The sequence below is a fragment of the Kineococcus rubinsiae genome (assembly GCF_011839805.1).
Lineage (GTDB): Bacteria > Actinomycetota > Actinomycetes > Actinomycetales > Kineococcaceae > Kineococcus > Kineococcus rubinsiae.
This window is the reverse complement of sequence record NZ_VWPY01000024.1, coordinates 14,129-31,988: the sequence shown is the minus strand read 5'-3', so window position 1 is coordinate 31,988 and position 17,860 is coordinate 14,129. Positions and strand designations below refer to the sequence as shown.

15 protein-coding genes are annotated in these 17,860 nt (G+C 73.5%); 3 read left to right on the top strand and 12 right to left on the bottom strand.

What is annotated here, in order from left to right; all coding sequences use genetic code 11:
• Positions 1-57 precede the first annotated feature (57 nt).
• From F1544_RS12850 to F1544_RS12830, 5 genes are all read right to left on the bottom strand, one after another.
• On the bottom strand, positions 58-1,059 hold the full coding sequence (locus F1544_RS12850; RefSeq protein ID WP_167585955.1) for a Gfo/Idh/MocA family protein: 1,002 nt from the start codon (positions 1,057-1,059) through the stop codon (positions 58-60).
• The gene (locus tag F1544_RS26345; protein WP_308470051.1) at positions 1,056-2,054 is read right to left on the bottom strand and encodes a Gfo/Idh/MocA family protein; all 999 of its coding nucleotides are present in this window, start codon (positions 2,052-2,054) and stop codon (positions 1,056-1,058) included. The genes F1544_RS12850 and F1544_RS26345 overlap by 4 nt, the downstream gene beginning before the upstream one ends.
• Positions 2,055-2,128: 74 nt before the next feature.
• Positions 2,129-3,037 (bottom strand): carbohydrate ABC transporter permease, encoded by a 909-nt coding sequence (locus F1544_RS12840; protein ID WP_308470050.1) that lies wholly within the window; start codon positions 3,035-3,037, stop codon positions 2,129-2,131.
• Between the two features lie 2 nt (positions 3,038-3,039).
• Entirely contained in the window at positions 3,040-3,966 is a 927-nt protein-coding gene (locus F1544_RS12835) for a carbohydrate ABC transporter permease (RefSeq protein ID WP_167585953.1), read from the bottom strand.
• A 106-nt stretch (positions 3,967-4,072) separates the two neighbouring features.
• Positions 4,073-5,434 (bottom strand): extracellular solute-binding protein, encoded by a 1,362-nt coding sequence (locus tag F1544_RS12830; protein ID WP_167585951.1) that lies wholly within the window; start codon positions 5,432-5,434, stop codon positions 4,073-4,075.
• Positions 5,435-5,663: 229 nt separating this feature from the next.
• Here F1544_RS12830 and F1544_RS12825 point away from each other — a divergent pair, with 229 nt between their 5' ends.
• Entirely contained in the window at positions 5,664-6,947 is a 1,284-nt protein-coding gene (locus tag F1544_RS12825; protein WP_167585948.1) for an ROK family transcriptional regulator, read from the top strand.
• 55 nt (positions 6,948-7,002) lie between these two features.
• Here the strand turns inward: F1544_RS12825 and F1544_RS12820 are convergent, their stop codons facing one another.
• The 7 genes from F1544_RS12820 to F1544_RS12790 form a co-directional block, all read right to left on the bottom strand.
• Positions 7,003-7,875, bottom strand: coding sequence for an aldo/keto reductase (locus F1544_RS12820; RefSeq protein WP_167585946.1), 873 nt, complete (start codon positions 7,873-7,875; stop codon positions 7,003-7,005).
• A 34-nt stretch (positions 7,876-7,909) separates the two neighbouring features.
• A complete protein-coding gene (locus F1544_RS12815) occupies positions 7,910-8,350 on the bottom strand; it encodes a hypothetical protein (RefSeq protein WP_167585944.1) in 441 nt (146 codons plus the stop codon).
• Positions 8,351-8,409: 59 nt separating this feature from the next.
• Positions 8,410-9,150 carry a 4-hydroxy-tetrahydrodipicolinate reductase gene (gene dapB / locus F1544_RS12810; RefSeq protein ID WP_167585942.1) on the bottom strand — a complete coding sequence of 247 codons (741 nt, stop codon included), beginning with the start codon at positions 9,148-9,150 and terminating at the stop codon, positions 8,410-8,412.
• Positions 9,147-10,529: a M16 family metallopeptidase gene (locus F1544_RS12805; RefSeq protein WP_308470049.1), complete on the bottom strand. Its 1,383-nt coding sequence runs from the start codon at positions 10,527-10,529 to the stop codon at positions 9,147-9,149. The genes dapB and F1544_RS12805 overlap by 4 nt, the downstream gene beginning before the upstream one ends.
• Before the next feature lies 1 nt (position 10,530).
• Positions 10,531-12,777: a polyribonucleotide nucleotidyltransferase gene (locus F1544_RS12800; RefSeq protein WP_167585940.1), complete on the bottom strand. Its 2,247-nt coding sequence runs from the start codon at positions 12,775-12,777 to the stop codon at positions 10,531-10,533.
• 271 nt (positions 12,778-13,048) lie between these two features.
• Entirely contained in the window at positions 13,049-13,318 is a 270-nt protein-coding gene (rpsO, locus tag F1544_RS12795; RefSeq protein ID WP_167585938.1) for a 30S ribosomal protein S15, read from the bottom strand.
• 149 nt (positions 13,319-13,467) lie between these two features.
• The gene (locus F1544_RS12790) at positions 13,468-14,460 is read right to left on the bottom strand and encodes a bifunctional riboflavin kinase/FAD synthetase (protein ID WP_167585935.1); all 993 of its coding nucleotides are present in this window, start codon (positions 14,458-14,460) and stop codon (positions 13,468-13,470) included.
• An 83-nt stretch (positions 14,461-14,543) separates the two neighbouring features.
• On the opposite strand from F1544_RS12790, the gene pgi reads away from it, so the two are divergent.
• Positions 14,544-16,241: a glucose-6-phosphate isomerase gene (pgi, locus tag F1544_RS12785; protein WP_167585933.1), complete on the top strand. Its 1,698-nt coding sequence runs from the start codon at positions 14,544-14,546 to the stop codon at positions 16,239-16,241.
• Between the two features lie 82 nt (positions 16,242-16,323).
• A complete protein-coding gene (locus tag F1544_RS12780) occupies positions 16,324-17,766 on the top strand; it encodes an MFS transporter (RefSeq protein ID WP_167586007.1) in 1,443 nt (480 codons plus the stop codon).
• Positions 17,767-17,860: the final 94 nt, after the last annotated feature.

Below are 17,860 nucleotides of genomic sequence, written 5' to 3'. Positions count from 1 at the left end.
CCCCGATCCCACCACGGCCCCGGGAGCGGTGCGCGAGAGCCTCAGAGGCCCGGACCCTCAGAGGCGCAGGACCTTCGCGATCGTCCCGGTGCGCGCGCCCTCGTAGGCCGCGAGCAGCACCCCGAGCACGGCGATGCCCTCGGTCTCGGTGTGCAGCGGGCGCGTGCCCGTCTGCAGGCAGGTGGCGAAGGCGCCGATCTCGTCGACGAACGAGTCCGTCTCCCCGAACGCGAACGTCTCCTCCTCCCCCGAGCGCAGCCGGTACGTCACCGACGTCGCCGTCCCCGTGAGGGAACCCAGCTCGCCGACGACGGAGAACTTCTCGGTGCCGGGGGCCGCGTCGTAGGCCCAGCTGGTGGTCATCTGCCCCACGACGCCGTTGGCGAAGCGGACCAGCACCTGCGCCGAGTCCTCGCCCTCCATGAACTTCAGGCGGTGCGTGGACAGCATCGCGGTCGCCTCGACCGGTTCGGCGGCCGCCAGGTGCAGCAGCAGGTACGTCGGGTGGTAGCCCGTGTCGATCAGCTCCCCGCCGCCGCTCGTGCGCGCCGAGGCCCGCCAGCCCATGTTCGCGGGGTCGAAGTCGTTGTGGAAGCTGTCGGTCGTGCGCACCTCGTAGACCGTGCCGAGGATCCCGGAGTCGAGCAGTTCCCGGGCCTTGGCGACCGGGGGGAAGAACAGCTGGTTGTGCGCGCACATGAGGGTCACCCCGGCGCCGCGGACCGCGTCCGCCACCCGCCGCGCCTCCTCGGGCGTGAGGCACAGGGGCTTCTCGCACAGCACGTGCTTGCCGGCCTCGGCGGCCGCGACGATCGCGTCGGCGTGCAGGTGGTGGGGCAGGCAGATGTCGACCGCGTCGACGTCGCCCGTGGCGATCATCTCGCGGTAGTCGGTGTAGGCCTTCGCGCCGAGCTCGCCGGCGCGCTCCGCCGCGGCCGCGGCGTCGATGTCCGCGACGGCGGTGACCGCGATCCGGTCGGCGTGGGCGAGGTAGCCGCGCACGTGGGCGCGCGTGATGCCGCCGCCCCCGACGAGGCCGACCCTGGTGACGTCGCTCATCGGACGCCTCCTTCCTGCGCGGCCGCGTTGGACCGCTCGACGAGACGGGTGAGTTCGACGGCGCGGTGCAGGTTCTCGACGGCCTGCGTGCCGTCGCCGGCGTGGGTGACCCACTGGGAGAACGGGTCCGGGGCGTCGGCGGGGACGGCGACGTCCTCGACGCCGCCGTCGGGGCGGCGCAGCACCAGCCGTCCCCCGTCCTGGGTGTGGTGGAGGCTGCCCTCGGTGCCGTGCACGTCGATCGTGAACGCGTCGTTGCTGACGAAACCCGCCTCGACGACGCCGATGCCGCCGTCCTCGTAGCCCAGCGACACGACGGCGTGGTCCTCCACCGCGCGTCCCGTGACGCTCGCGTAGACGGCCCGCACGGTCTGCGGGGTCTCCCCCAGGAACAGCTGGGTGAGGTAGACGGGGTGACAGCCGAGGTCGGTCAGCGCCCCGCCGACGGCGGTGGCGGGGTCGTAGAACCGCTCGGGCAGCCAGCCGCCGCCCTGGGCTCGGTCGCGGCCGTGGACGGCGCCGTCGTGGGACAGGCGGACCCGGGCGTAGGTCAGCCGCCCCAGGGTTCCCGCGGCGAGGACGTCGCGCACCGCGAGGGCGTACCCGTGGGACAGGCGGGGCAGCGAGACGACCAGCGCGAGGCCGGCGTCGGCGGCCTGCGCGACGAGCGCCTCGCACTCCGCAACGGTGGGGGCGAGCAGCTTCTCGGTGAAGACGTGCTTGCCGGCCGCCAGGGCCCGGCCGATCACGTCGGTGTGGGCGGTGGTCTCGGTCGTCACGGTGACGGCGTCGACGTCCTCGCGCGCCAGGAGCGCGTCGAGGTCGCCGGTGGCCTCGACCCCGAGCTCGGCGGCGAGGGGGCCGGCGAGGTCGGGATCGCGGTCGTAGGCGGCGACGAGGGTGGTGTCGGGGTGCGCCACCGCCGAGCGGGCGTAGTCGCCGGCGTGCACGTGCCAGCAGCCGAGCACGGCGACGCGGAGGGGGGAGGGAGCCACGGTCCTCCTTCAGGTCGGGCGGCGGTTGTGCCGGGAGGGGGCGGGCAGGAGGTGGCGGGCGGGCGCGTGCCCCGTCAGCCCTTCAGGGCGCCGCCGAAGGTGAACGCCCCGCCGAGGCGGCGCGAGAGCAGGAGGTACAGGAGGATCACCGGCAGCGTGTAGAGCACCGAGTACGCGGCGAGCTGGCCCCACTGCACGGAGCCGTACTGGCCGAAGAAGGTGAAGATGCTCACCGACGCGGGCAGCCGGTCGGGCGAGAGCAGCAGGACGAAGGGGATGAAGAAGTTCCCCCACAGGCCGATGAAGGTGAAGATCGTCACGACGGACAGTCCCGGCCACATGAGGGGCAGCACGACGTAGCGCAGGGTCTGCATGGAGCTGGCCCCGTCGGTCCAGGCGGCCTCCTCCAGCGAGATCGGCACGCCGTCCATGAAGTTCTTCGTGAGGAAGATCGAGATGGGCAGCGACGTCGTCGCCATGAAGGCGATGGTGCCGCCGAGGGTGTCGATCAGGTTGAGCTGCACGAAGAGCCCGTACACCGGGACCATGATGGCCGTGATCGGCAGGCCCGTGGAGAACAGGATGGTCAGCAGGAACGGCCGCTTGTAGCGCGTCTGGAACCGCGACAGCGGGTAGGCCGCGAGCGTCGCCACGACGATGGCGATGGCCGCTGCCCCGACGCACAGCACGAGCCCGTTCCACATCGGCCGGTAGGTCGTCTCCGGCGTCATGACGGCCCGGAAGTTGTCCAGGCTGAAGTTCGATCCCGGCCACTCGACCTTGAGGCCGGCCCGGGCGTTGAACGCCGCGAAGACGACCCACAGCATCGGCACGAGGAACGCGAGGCCGATGGCGGCCGTGACGACGTTGACGACGCCCGTCGCCACCCAGGTGCGCGGGCCCCGCGGGTGGGCCGTGGCGACCACCTGCTTCGACAGGCGGGTGACGGCGGCACCGGGGACGGTGGTGGTCTGTCCGCTCACGGTCAGGCCTCCTCTCGCAGCAAGCGCATGTAGACGACGGAGAACACGGCGCCGACCGCGAGCAGCACGAGCGCGATGGCGGTGCCGTAGCCGAGCTGGCTGAAGGAGAACGCCTGCTCGTACATGTACAGCGGCAGCGTCTGGCTCTTGGTGCCGGGACCGCCCTTGGTCATCGTGTAGATGAGCCCGAAGACCGACAGGGTCTGCAGCGTGATGAGCATGAGGTTGGTCGTGACGGTGCGCCGGATCATGGGGATCGTGACGTAGCGCAGCCGGGAGAACCCCGTGGCGCCGTCCATCTCGGCCGCCTCCTCGATCTCCTGCGGGATCTCCGAGAGCGCGGCGTTGTAGACCAGCATGGAGAACGCCGTGCCCCGCCAGACGTTGGCGATGGAGACCGCGAGGATGGGCAGCGTGTAGAGCCAGTTCTGCCCCAGCCCCAGCGTGCCGATGATCTCGTTGAGCGTGCCGTCCTTGGCCAGGAACGCGTACCAGACGTAGCCGGCCACGACCTCGGGGATGACCCAGGCCCCGATGACCGCGGTCCCGACGAGCATCCGCACGACGCGGGCGGCCCGCTTCTGCAGCAGCGCCAGCGCGAGGCCGAGGAGGTTCTGCCCCACCACGGCCGAGAGCACCGTGAACACGAGCGTGAGGACCACGGAGTTCCGGAACGCGTCGCTGCCGAAGGCCTGGCGGAAGTTGTCCAGGCCGACGAACCTCGTCGCCCCGGACCCGGCCCCCGTGAGGGCCGTGTCCGTGAACGCCGCGTAGCAGCACCAGAGGATCGGCCCCGCCAGGAACACCAGCAGGAGCACCACGGCGGGGGTGAGCGGCAGGGCCCGGGCGATGTCCACCCGCAGCGGGTGGGTGCGCCGGTGCAGCTCGGTCCCGGTCTCCGGCGAGCCGGGCCTGGTCAGCGTGGCCACGGGGCCTCCTCGGCCGTCGGGGTGGGCGGTGCCAGCAGGGTGGGTGGTGCGGTCGGCCTGATCGGTGGCGGCGGGGTGGGCGGGGCGCCCGGGCCGGCGGCGGCGGTCACAGGGTGGCCGTCTTGTCCTCGCCGACGATGCCCTTGACCGCCTCGTCGTAGGAGTCCGCGGCCTCCGACGGGCTGGCCTGGCCGGTCACGACGGCCTCCATCGCCACCTGGATCTCGTTGGAGACCCGCGGGTAGTCGGTGTTCTGGGGGCGGTACTGCGTGACGGGGACGAGGCTGGAGAAGAACTCCAGCGTCGGGTTGGACCCCGTGTACTGGGGGTCCTCCGCGACGTCCTTGCGCACGGCGACGGCCGCGGAGGCGATGTTGTACTTCACGTTGTTCTCGAACGACGTGAGGGTCGACATGACCTTCCACGCGTCGTCGGGGTTCGCGGCGTTCTTCGTCATCGCCCAGGTCCAGCCGCCGGACATGCTGATCTTCCCGTCCCCCGACGCGGTCTTCGTCGGCATGGGCGCGGTCCCCATGACGTCGTTCCACTCCGCCCACGGGGCACCCCCGGACTCCAGCCAGGTGCCGGACAGCCACGAGCCGTCGAGGGCGATGGCCATCGTGGAACCGGGGAGGAACTCCTCCTGCACGCGGGTGCCGACCTGCGCGTCGAGCGCGATCTGCGGGTCGGGGCAGAGCTTCTCGTCGTAGAGGGTCTTCAGCAGCGTGAGCGCGTCGCGGAACTCGGGGCTCGCGACGTTCCACTTGTCGGCCTTCGGGTCGTACAGCGTGCTGCCGGTGCCGTAGAACAGCATCTCGAAGCCCTGCATGGACGCGGCCTCACCGGCCGCCTTGCCGGCGTAGACGTTGATGGGCGTCACCCCGGGCAGCTTCCCCTTCAGCTCGCGCGCCGCGGCGAGGAGGTCGTCCCAGCTCGTGGGGGCCCAGTCCGCGGGCAGCCCCGCCTTCGCGAAGAGGTCCTTGTTGAACCACAGCGCGCGGGTGTCGGTGCCGTCCGGGATGCCGTAGGTCTTGCCGTCGGCGGCCTTCGCGGCGCCCTTGGCGATGTCCTGGAACTGGCTCCACTCGTCCCACTTCTCCAGCTGCGCGTCGAGCGGCTGCAGGTAGCCCGCCGTGATGTCGGAGTTGATGAGGAAGGTGTCCTCGTAGACCACGTCGGGCGACGTGCGCGGCGAGCGCATCATCAGCTGGAGCTTGGTGTAGTAGTCGTTCTCGGAGGCGACGATGGGCAGCAGCTCCATGGTCTTGCCGGAGTTGGCGCTCTCGTAGGCGGTCTTCACCCCCGTGAGGTAGTCCTTCATGATCGTGCCCGAGCCCCACTGCTGGTAGGCGACCTTGGTCGCGGCGGAGCCGGAGGACTCGGAGGAACCGCCGCCGCCACAGGCGGCGGTTCCGAACAGGGCACCGGCGCCGAGTCCGGCGGCGGTGAGGAAGCTGCGACGACGCACGACCCACTCCTTCGTGGTGTGTGGTGGAGCTCGGTCCGAGATGGGCCCGGAGGTCCCGGGCGGTGGAGCGGCGACGTCGCCGCTCCGTCGGGTTCGCGTTCGCCGAAAAACTAAATCCACTGGATTGACGTTGTCAACGGTTCGCGGGCATGGTTGTGCCGACGATCTCGGACAGGGACGTCCCGCCGCGCCCGGGACCCGTCCGGGGTCCCGAGCGCGAGGAGGCGCCGTGCGACGTGGCACGAACCTGCCCTGGGTGGGCGACTACAACCAGGCCGTCGTCCTGGACGGGATCCGCCGCTCGCCGGGGACCTCGCGCACCGAGCTCGCCCGCTCCACCGGCCTGACCCTGCAGACGGTCTCCAACATCGTGCGCCGCCTGCTCGAGCGCGAGCTCGTGCGCGAGGACGTCCGGCGCTCGGCGGCACCCCGCACGGCCGGCAAGCCGCGCGCCGCGCTCTCCGTGCGGCCCGGCACGGCCGTCGCCGCGGGCGTGCAGTTCGACCGCGACCACGTGGTCGCCGTGCTGCTCGACCTCACGGGCGACGTCCTCGACGTCGCGCGCGCCGAGCGGGACGGGGTCGGCCCCGCCGCGTCCGTGCGGGTCGCCGCGAGCCTCGTGGGCACCCTGGTCGCAGCGGGCGTCGAGCGCGGCACCGTGGAGCCCGGCGCGGTGCGCGGCGTCGGCGTGGCCGTCCCCGGTCCGCTCGACTTCCGCGGCCCCGTGCGGTCCTCGGCCATCAACCTGCCCGGCTGGCGCGGGGTGGCGGTCGCCGAGCTGCTGCAGGACCACCTGCACCTGCCCGTGCTCGTCGAGAACGACGCGACGGCCTGCGCGGTCGGGGAGCTCTGGCGCTCTCCCCCGGGCCCGCGCTCCTTCCTGCACGTCTACGTCGGCGCGGGCATCGGCGGCGGGATCGTGCTGCGCGACGAGGTCCTGCGCGGGGAGTCCGGCAACGCCGGGGAGATCGGGCACGTCGTCGTCGACCGCACCGGACCGGAGTGCACCTGCGGGTCCCGCGGGTGCCTGGAGGCGTGCGCCGCCCCGGCAGCGGTCGTGCGCAGCTACGTCGGCCTCGTGGGGGCGCCCGCCGCGCACCGCGCGGGGCTCGCGCTGACCGAGTCCAGCGTGCTGCCCGACCACGACCTGCTCGACGGGCTGGCCGCCGCCGGGGACGCCGCGGCCACCGCGGTGCTGCGCCGGGCCGACGAGGACCTCGCCGACGTGCTCATCGGCGTGGTGAACGTCGTGGACGTCGGGGAGGTCGTGCTCGGGGGCCCGGGGCTGCGGCGCGGGGGCCCGCGGGTGCGCGCGGTCGTGCACCGGCGGCTGAAGGCCGCCATGAGCCACGAGCTGCACGGCGTCGAGGTCCGCCTCAGCGACTCGGGTGAGCACGCGGGCGCGCTCGGCGCCGCCGGCGGTGTCCTGCACGAGGCGCTGTCCTCGAGCTGGTCCACGGCCCGCACCCCGCTGCGGGCGACCGTCATCTCCCCCGTGGCGCCCGTGCACTGACCCGCCCCTGCACCGACCGGCCCGTGCACTGACCCGCCTGCGCACCGGTGCGGGGCTACCCGGCGGTGGCCAGGGCGTCGAGCTCGGCCACGACGTCGGCGTCCAGCCGCAGGTCGGCGGCGGCGAGGTTCTCCTCGAGGTGCGCCACGGAGCTGGTCCCGGGGATCGGCAGCAGCGCCGGGGAGTGCTGCAGCAGCCACGCCAGCGCGAGCTGGGTGCGGGTGGCCCCGGTGCGGGCCGTGAGGTCGTCCAGGCGCTCGTCGGTGGCCACGGCGCTCGCCCCGCCCGGGGTCGCCCCCAGCGGGAAGAACGGCAGGAAGGGGATCCCGGCGGCGGCGCAGCGCTGCACGACGTCCTCCGACGTGCGGTCCAGCAGGCCGTACGCGTTCGACACGCAGGCCACGGGGGTCCGGCCCAGGGCGAGCTCGAGCTGCCCCGCGTCGACGTTGGAGAGCCCCACGGCGCCGATGAGGCCGTCGTCCACCAGGGCGGTCATGGCGTCGAGGGTCTCGGTGAAGTCCACGGGCGCCCCGGGCATCCACCGCAGGTGCGCGACGGGGACCTGCTCGACCTTCAGCAGCCGCAGGTCGCGCTCGGCGCCGGCGCGCAGCTCCTCCGGCCGCAGGGCCGCGATCCAGGAGGCGTCGGGGCGGCGGGCACCCCCGAGCTTGGTGACGAGGACGAGGTCCTCCGGGTAGGGGTGCAGGGCCTCGGCGACCAGCTCGTTCGCGACGTCCGGGCCGTAGTACCAGGCCGTGTCGATCGCCCGCACGCCCAGCTCGACCGCGCGGCGCAGCACGCGCCGCGCCTCGTCGGGGTCGGCGGGTGGGCCGTAGACGTGCGGTCCCGTGAGCCGCATCGTGCCGTAGCCGAGCCGGGGGACCTCGTGCCCCGCGAGCGTGGTGGTGCCTGCCGCGTCCAGTGCCATGGCGACCATGGTGGCCCGGGGCGACGACCTGCGCTCAGCGGGCGGCGTGCAGCTTCACGGCGTGGCGGGCGGCGGCGCGGCCACGGCGGCGGTCCCCCGCGGCGTCGTAGGCCAGGGCCAGGCGGAACCACGCGCCGGCGTCGGCGGGGGCGGCCTCGACCTCGGCGCGGTAGCGCTCGAAGAGCGCGGTGCCCGCGGCCCGGTCCACGCGCCCGGAGGCGGTGCGCTCGAGGTCGTCGACCGGCAGCTGCCCCGCGGCCGCGAGCTCCCCGCCCAGGCGCGCGGTGGCCCGGCCGAACTGGATCTCGCGCCACACGGCCCAGGCCCCGACCAGCGGCAGCAGGACCAGCGCGACCCCGAGCAGGACCCCGGCCCAGTTCCCCGTGCCGATGAGCCCGACGCCGAGGCGGCCGAGCAGCACGAAGTAGAACGCCAGCGCGAGGCAGGAGACGACGATGACGACCTTGGTGCGCACGGGGGCTCCGGGTTCAGGTCGGGCGGGGTTCGGGTCGGGCGGGGTTCGGGTCGGGCGGGCTAGAGGTCGAGGTAGTGCTCGAGGCCGACCGTCACGCCGGGGCGGCCCGCCACCGTGCGCACGCCGAGCAGCAGCCCGGGCATGTAGGCGGCCCGGTCGTAGGTGTCGTCGCGCAGGGTCAGGGTCTCCCCCGGCCCGCCGAGGACGACCTCCTGGTGGGCGGTCATGCCCCGCATCCGCACGGCGTGCACGTGGACCCCGTCGACGACGGCGCCGCGGGCCCCGGGCAGCTCCTGCTCGGTGGCGTCGGGCGAGGGGCCCATCCCCGCCTCGGCGCGCGCGGCGGCGATGAGCTGCGCCGTGCGGATCGCGGAGCCGGAGGGCGCGTCGACCTTGCCGGGGTGGTGCAGCTCGACGACCTCGACGGACTCGAAGTACTTGGCCGCCTGCTTGGCGAACTGCATGACGAGCACGGCCCCGAGGCCGAAGTTCGTCGCGACGAGGACCCCGAGGTGCGGGGCGGCGGCCTGCCACCGCCGCACCTGCGCGAGGCGCGCGTCGGTCCAGCCGGTGGTGCCGGTGACGACGTGCAGGCCGTGGGCCAGGGCCCACTCCACGGTGCTCATCACGGAGCCGGGCACCGTGAGGTCGACCAGCACGTCCGCGCCGAGGGCGGCGTCCAGGGAGTCCCCGCGGCCGATCTCGGCGACGAGGTCGAGGTCGTCGGCCCCGGCGACCGCACGGCACGCCTGCGCGCCCATGCGGCCCCGTGCGCCGACGACCGCGACCCCGGTCGTCACTGCAGGACGCCCGTGAAGGGGGTGTCGTCCGAGAACGGGCCCACCACGGCGACCGAGCGCGGCCGGGAGAGCAGCTCGCCCGCGAGGGTTCGCACCTCCTCGGCCGTGACCGAGCGGACCCGCTGCAGGACACCGTCGACGTCCAGGAACTGGCCGTGCACCAGCTCGGACTTGCCGAGGCGGTTCATCCGCGACCCGGAGTCCTCCAGGCCCAGGACGAGACCGCCCGCGAGCTGGCCGATCCCGCGCTGCAGCTCCTCGGAGTCCAGACCGTCCTGCGCGAGCTTCACCAGCTCGGCGAGCATGAGGTCGGCCACCTGCCCCGCCTTCGCGGGCGAGCAGCCGGCGTACAGCCCGACGTAGCCGGAGTCGGCGTAGTTCGCGTTGAACGAGTACACCGAGTACGCCAGGCCCCGCTTCTCGCGGACCTCCTGGAACAGCCGGCTGCTCATGCCCCCGCCGAGGACGGCGTTGAGCACGGACAGCTGGAAGCGCCGCTCGTCGGTGGCCGTGATGCCGGTCATGCCGATGAGCACGTGCGCCTGCTCGGTGCTGCGCTCCACGACCAGCGCCTGCCCGCGCTCCAGCCCGCCGGAGGGCGTGCCCCCGGTGCGCCGCGGTGCGGGTGCGGCCTCGCCGAGGTCGCCCGCGGCGCGCGACAGCTCGGCCTGCACGAGGTCGACGACCTCGTCGTGGTCGAGCCCGCCCGCGGCCGTGAAGACCAGCGTCGAGGGCCGGTAGTGCGCGCGGTAGTGCTCCCAGACGTCCCCGCGCCCGACGGCGCGGATCGTGTCCGGGGTCCCGCCGATGGGACGCCCGAGGGGGTGCGCGCCGAGCACGAGCTCGGCGAACTTCTCGTGCGCCACGTCGGCGGGGTCGTCGTCGTTCATCGCGAGCTCCTCGAGGATGACCTCGCGCTCGCTCGTGAAGTCGTCCTCGTCGAGCACCGCGGACGTGACCATGTCGGTGACGACGTCGATCGCCATCGGCAGGTCGGCGTCCAGGACCCGCGCGTAGTAGGTCGTGTGCTCCTTGCCGGTGGCCGCGTTCGCCTCACCGCCCACGGCGTCGAACGCCGTGGCGATGTCCATGGCGTCGCGGCGCTCGGTGCCCTTGAACAGCAGGTGCTCGAGGAAGTGCGTGGAGCCGAAGTGGCCCCGGTCCTCGTCGCGGGAGCCGACACCCACCCAGCACCCGACGGTCGCCGAGCGCTGACCGGGCATCGCCTCGGTGAGGACGCGCGCGCCCGAGGGCAGGACGGTGCGGCGGACCACCGCACCGTCCTGCTCGGACAGCGTCGTCGTCAGCGGCTCCCGGCCGGCTGCCACGACGGGCAGCTCGACCGGGGCGCCGGACGGGCCGGCGTGCTGGGCCGTCACCTCAGGCGTCGGCCGGCTCGGCCTCGGGCGCGGCCGCGGCGTCCGCGGCCTCCTCGGCGACGACCGGGATCAGCGAGAGCTTGCCGCGGGGGTCGATCTCGGCGATCTCGACCTGGACCTTCTGGCCCACGGCGACGACGTCCTCGACGTTGTCGACGCGCTTGCCGCCGGAGAGCTTGCGCAGCTGCGAGATGTGCAGCAGGCCGTCCTTGCCGGGCAGCAGCGAGACGAACGCGCCGAAGGTGGTCGTCTTCACGACGGTGCCGAGGTAGCGCTCGCCGACCTCGGGCATCGTCGGGTTGGCGATGGCGTTGACCGCTGCGCGGGCCGCCTCCGCCGAGGGACCGTCGACGGCCCCGATGAACACCGTGCCGTCGTCCTCGATGGAGATGTCGGCGCCGGTGTCCTCCTGGATCTGGTTGATCATCTTGCCCTTCGGCCCGATGACCTCGCCGATCTTGTCCACGGGGACCTTGACCGTGATGATCCGCGGCGCGGTCGGCGACATCTCGTCCGGGGCGTCGATGGCCTCGGCCATGACGTCGAGGATGTGCAGCCGCGCGTCGCGGGCCTGGGTCAGCGCGCCGGCCAGCACCGAGGCGGGGATGCCGTCGAGCTTGGTGTCCAGCTGGATCGCGGTGACGAACTCCTTGGTGCCGGCGACCTTGAAGTCCATGTCGCCGAAGGCGTCCTCGGCTCCGAGGATGTCGGTCAGCGCCGCGTAGCGGGTCTGGCCGTCGACCGTGTCGGAGATGAGGCCCATGGCGATGCCGGCGACGGGCGCGCGCAGCGGCACACCCGCGTTCAGCAGCGACAGGGTCGAGGCGCAGACCGAGCCCATCGAGGTGGACCCGTTGGAGCCCAGCGCCTCGGAGACCTGGCGGATCGCGTAGGGGAACTCCTCGCGGGCCGGCAGGACCGGGACGAGCGCGCGCTCGGCGAGGGCGCCGTGGCCGATCTCGCGGCGCTTGGGCGAGCCCACGCGGCCGGTCTCACCGGTCGAGTACGGCGGGAAGTTGTAGTTGTGCATGTAGCGCTTGCGCGTCACCGGCGACAGCGTGTCCAGCTGCTGCTCCATGCGGAGCATGTTCAGCGTGGTGACGCCCAGGATCTGGGTCTCGCCGCGCTCGAACAGCGCCGAGCCGTGCACGCGGGGCAGGACCTCGACCTCGGCGGACAGGGTCCGGATGTCGGCCAGGCCGCGGCCGTCGATGCGGACGCCGTCCTTCAGCACGCGCTGGCGGATGAGGGTCTTCTGCACCGAGCGGTAGGCCGCGGAGACCTCCTTCTCGCGCCCGGCGAACGACTCGGCCAGCGACGCCTTGACGGCGTCCTTGATCTCGTCGATGCGGGACTCGCGCTCCTGCTTGCCGGCGATCTGCAGCGCGGCGGTCAGGTCGGAGGAGGTCGCGTCGAAGACGGCCTGGTAGGCGTCGTCGGCGTAGTCCGGGAACGTCGGGAACGCGGCGGTGGGCTTGGCGGCCGTGGCGGCCACCTCGGCCTGCGCGCGCACGAGCTCGGCGATGAAGGGCTTGGCGGCCTCGAGGCCCGCGGCCACGACCTCCTCGGTCGGGGCGGTCTGGCCCTGCTCCTTGATGAGGTTCCAGGAGCCCTCGGTCGCCTCGGCCTCGACCATCATGATCGCGACGTCCTGCGACCCGTCCGCGGCGGTGACGACGCGGCCGGCGACGACCATGTCGAAGACGGCGCGCTCGAGCTCGGAGTAGCGCGGGAAGGCGACCCACTGGCCCTCGATCAGCGCGATGCGCACGCCGCCGATGGGGCCGGAGAACGGCAGGCCCGAGAGCTGGGTGGACAGCGACGCGGCGTTGATGGCCACGACGTCGTAGGCGTCGTCGGGGTGCAGCGCCATGACGGAGACGACGACCTGGACCTCGTTGCGCAGGCCCTTGACGAAGCTCGGGCGCAGCGGGCGGTCGATGAGGCGGCACGTGAGGATCGCCTCGGTGGACGGGCGGCCCTCGCGGCGGAAGAACGAGCCGGGGATCTTGCCGGCGGCGTAGCTGCGCTCCTCGACGTCCACCGTCAGGGGGAAGAAGTCGAACTGGTCCTTCGGGGACTTGCCGGCGGTGGTCGCGCTCAGCAGGAAGGACTCGCCGTCGAGGTAGACGGCGGCGGAGCCGGCGGCCTGCTTGGCCAGGCGGCCCGTCTCGAAGCGGACGGTGCGGGTGCCGAACCTGCCGTTGTCGATGACGGCTTCGGCGGCGGTGATCTCAGGACCCTCCACGGGTTCCTCCTCTGTGGTGCTCGGAGGACTGCGCGTCTCGGGACCGTGCTCTGCGCACGGACCCGATCCGGCCTTCGATCGAGGCCCACGGCTGCCGACGTCGTCGGCGTCCGGGGGCCACTACCGAGGACCGGCACGACGCTGCGGTCGCTCCTGGTGTCTCACGGCCGCGTGTGCGGCCGCGGTGGCGCGCCGCCGGCCCGGACGGGACCGGCTGCCGCGCGCAACGGCAGCAGGGGCGGTCCCGGTGCGGGACCACCCCTGCCTCGCCTCAGCGGCGGATGCCGAGCCGCTCGATGATCGAGCGGTAGCGGTTGATGTCCTTCTTGGCCATGTACTGCAGCAGGCGGCGGCGCTGGCCGACGAGCAGCAGCAGGCCACGACGGCTGTGGTGGTCGTGCTGGTGCATCTTGAGGTGCTCGGTCAGGTCGCGGATGCGCTGGGTCAGCATCGCCACCTGGACCTCCGGCGAGCCGGTGTCACCTTCGCTGGTGGCGTACTCGGTCATGATCTTCTTCTTGACATCAGCGTCGAGGGGCACGAGCTCTCCTGGTCCGTCGTTGCGCGGTGCCTCGGGGCTTGTCCACCCGGGCGCTCTGGATCCGCGGCCGCTAGTACGGCACCGCCCAGGCTACCAGCCGGGCGCCGGGAGGCCCGACGCAGGACGGCCCGCCACCTGCGGCGTCGCCCTCAGCCGCGGGCCGCGGAGCCCGCCCGGTCCACCCCGGTCAGCAGGCGGCGGGCCTCGTCGACGTCGCGGCGCATCTGCACCACGAGCGGGTCGATGCCGTCGAAGCGCAGGGTGGGCCGCAGGCGCCGCACGAACTCCACGGCCACCCGCTCGCCGTAGAGGTCGAGGCCGGTGCGGTCGATGCAGTACGCCTCGACGCGCCGCCCGAGGCCGTCGAAGGTCGGGTTGGTGCCGACCGAGATCGCCGACGGCATCCGGTCCTCCTCCGGCGTGCCCTCGCCGAGCACGACCCAGCCCGCGTAGACGCCGTCGGCAGGCACGAGGCCCTCGGTGTCGCCCTCGACGGTGGACAGGTTCGCCGTGGGGTAGCCCAGCTCGCGGCCCCGGTGGTCGCCGTGCACGACGACGGCCGTGACGCGGTGCAGGTGCCCCAGGACCGCGGCGGCCCGCTCGGCGTCGCCGGCCGCGAGGGCGTCGCGCACCGCGGTCGAGGACCACCGGGGGCTGCCGTCGCGCGGGTCGCCCAGGTCCTCCAGGACGGCGACCTCGAAGCCGTGCCGGGCGCCGAGCTCGCGCATGGTGCCCAGGTCGCCGGAGTTGCGGGAGCCGAAGCGCACGTCGTGGCCCACGACGACGACCTCGGCGCCGAGCCCCCGCACGAACACGTCCACGACGAAGCGCTCGGGGCTCCAGCTCGCGAGCTCGCGCGTGAACGGCATGACGAGGACGGCGTCGAGCCCGGCCGCCTCCATCAGCTCCAGGCGGTGGTCGATGCCGGTCAGCAGCCCGGGGGCGCGGTCGGGGTCCAGCACCTGCAGGGGGTGCGGGTCGAAGGTCACCGCCACGGCCGCGGCGCCGCGCGCGCGGGCCGTCGCCACCACGCGGGCGAGCACGGCCGCGTGACCGCGGTGGACGCCGTCGAAGTTGCCGATCGCGACCACCGAGGGCCCGAAGCCCGCCTCGACGGCCGACAGGCCTTCCCACCGCTGCACGCGCCCACTGTGCCAGCAGCCACGCGCGCGGTCCGGCGGTGGGCTGGCTACGGTCGTCCCGACAGTCGAGCGCAGGAGGACACGTGACCCAGAGCAGCAACGGCGGACCGCCCGTCGACCCCACGTCCACGAGCGCCTGGGCGGCCCTGCAGGCCCACCGCGCCGCGACCGCGCCGGACCTGCGGGGCTGGTTCGCGGCCGACCCCGACCGGGCGCAGCGCCTCACCTTCGACGCGGCCGACCTGCACGTGGACCTCTCGAAGAACCTCGTCACCGACGAGACCCTCACCCTGCTGCTGCAGCTGGCGGAGGAGACCGGGGTCGCGGGCCGCCTCGCGGGCATGTTCGCGGGCGAGCACGTCAACCCCACCGAGGACCGCGCCGTCCTGCACACCGCGCTGCGCCGCCCGGCCGGGGCGCAGCCGCCGCTGGTCGTCGACGGCCAGGACGTCGACGCCGACGTGCAGCGCGAGCTGGGCAAGGTCTTCGCCTTCGCCGACCAGGTCCGCTCGGGCGCCTGGACGGGCGTCACGGGCAAGCGCATCACGACGGTGGTGAACATCGGCATCGGCGGGTCCGACCTCGGCCCCGTGATGGCCTACGAGGCGCTCAAGCCGTACGTGCAGGCGGGCCTGGAGTGCCGCTTCGTCTCCAACATCGACCCGACCGACGTCTTCGAGAAGACCCGGGGCCTGGACGCCGAGACGACGCTGTTCATCGTCGCCTCCAAGACGTTCGGCACGCTGGAGACGCTGACCAACGCGCGCCTCGCCCGCAGCTGGCTGTGGGCGCACCTCGCGGAGGCGGGCGTCCTGGCCGACGACGACGAGGCCCGCCGCGGCGCCGTCGCGAAGCACTTCGTCGCGGTGTCCACGGCGCTGGAGAAGGTCGAGGCCTTCGGCATCGACCCCGCCAACGCCTTCGGGTTCTGGGACTGGGTCGGCGGGCGCTACTCGGTGGACTCCGCCATCGGCACCTCGCTCGCCGTGGCCGTCGGCCCCGAGCGGTTCCGCGAGTTCCTCAGCGGCTTCCACGCCGTCGACGAGCACGTGCGCACCACCCCGTTCGCGCAGAACGTGCCCGTCCTCATGGGCCTGGTCAACGTCTTCTACAACAACGTCCTCGACGCGCACACCCACGCGGTGCTGCCGTACTCCCAGTACCTGCACCGGTTCCCGGCCTACCTGCAGCAGCTGACCATGGAGTCCAACGGCAAGTCGGTGCGCTGGGACGGCTCCCCCGTCACCACCGCCACGGGCGAGGTGTTCTGGGGCGAGCCCGGCACCAACGGCCAGCACGCGTTCTACCAGCTGATCCACCAGGGCACGCGGATCATCCCGGCCGACTTCATCGCCTTCGCGAACCCCGCCCACCCCCTGACCGACGGCGACGCCGACGTGCACGCGCTGTTCATGGCGAACTTCTTCGCCCAGACCAAGGCGCTGGCGTTCGGCAAGACGGCCGAGGAGGTCCGCGCCGAGGGCACGGCCGAGGACGTCGTGGCGGCCCGCGTGTTCTCGGGCAACCGGCCCACGACGTCGATCATGGCGCCGGCGCTCACGCCGTCGGTGCTGGGCCAGCTCATCGCCCTCTACGAGCACATCACGTTCGTCGAGGGCGCCGTGTGGGGCATCGACAGCTTCGACCAGTGGGGCGTCGAGCTCGGCAAGAAGCTGGCGATGGAGATCGCGCCCGCGCTCACCGGCGACGACGCGGCGCTCACGGAGCAGGACGCCTCGACGGGCGCGTTGATCCGCTACTACCTGGCGCAGCGGAGCTGACCCCACCGCCGCCCGCGCACCGCCGGGCAGTTGCCTCGCGCAACTGCCTGTGGCGCGCGGGCGGCGCGGCGCCGGGGCGATGATGGGGGGTGTGACGACCCTCCCCCGCTCCCGGCAGTACCTGGTGCTGGCGATCTGCTGCTGCAGCCTGCTGCTGGTCTCGATGGACAACACGATCGTCAACGTCGCGCTGCCGGCGATCCGCGCGGACTTCGGCGCCTCCCTCGCCGACCTGCAGTGGACCATCGACGCCTACACGCTCGTGCTGGCCAGCCTGCTGATGCTGTCGGGGTCGACGGCGGACCGGATCGGGCGCCGCCGCACGTTCCAGACGGGGCTCGTGGTCTTCACGCTCGGCTCGCTGCTGTGCAGCGTGGCGCCCGGGCTGGGCTGGCTGGTCGCCGCCCGCGTCCTGCAGGCCGTCGGCGGGTCGATGCTCAACCCCGTCGCGATGTCCATCATCACCAACGTCTTCACCGACCCGCGCGACCGCGCCCGCGCCATCGGCGTCTGGGCCGGGGTCGTCGGGCTCGCGCTCGCGCTCGGCCCGGTCGTCGGGGGCCTGCTCACCGAGACCGTCGGCTGGCGGGCCAACTTCTGGATCAACGTGCCGCTGGGGATCGCGGCGCTCGTGCTGGCGGCCGTCTTCGTCCCGGAGTCCCGCGCGGCCCGCGCCCGGCGCCTGGACCCCGTCGGTCAGCTGCTCGTCATCGCCGGCCTGCTGACCGTCACCACGGCGATCATCGAGGGCCCCCGGCGCGGCTGGACGTCGCCGATGGTCGTGGGCGCGGTCGTCGTGGCCGTCATCGCCGTCGTGGGCCTCGTGCTCTACGAGCCCCGCCGCCGCGACCCGCTGGTGCAGGTGGAGTTCTTCCGCAGCGCCCCCTTCACCGGGGCCGTCGTGACGGCCGTCGCGGTGTTCTCGACCTTCGGCGGGTTCCTCTTCCTCAACACGCTGTACCTGCAGGACGTCCGCGGGTTCTCGCCCCTGGACGCCGGGCTCGCCACCCTGCCGCTGGCCCTGGCCTCGCTGGTCGCGGCGCCGCTGTCCGGCCGGCTCGTGGCCTCCCGCGGCGCCCGCCCGCCCTACCTCGTCGCGGCGGTCTGCCTGACGGCGTCCACGCTGGCGCTGACCACGCTGTCGGCGACGACCCCGCTCTGGTACCTGCTCGTCGTCTACTTCGTCTTCGGCGCCGGGTTCGGCATGGCGAACTCCCCCGTGACCAACGCCGCCGTCTCGGGCATGCCCCGCGAGCAGGCCGGGGTCGCCGCGGCCACCGCCTCGACGAGCCGGCAGGTCGGCTCCGCCCTCGGCGTCGCCGTCGCCGGGTCCATCGCGGGCGCCTCCGGCGGGACGATCGCCGCCGGGTTCCCCGCTGCGACGCACCCCGTCTGGTGGATCGCCGCGGCGTGCAGCGTCCTCGTCGGCGTGCTCGGCCTGGTCACGACGGGCGCCTGGGCGCGGGGCACGGTCGAGCGCGCCCGCCGCCCGCTGGAGGAGCCGGCGCCCGCCGGCGCCCTCTGACCGCGCTCCCCGGCGACGCCACCTCCCGGGGGGGGCGCCTGGTCATCGGCAGGCGACTGCGGGAGGCTGACCGCACGTTCCGAGTTCTCTGAAG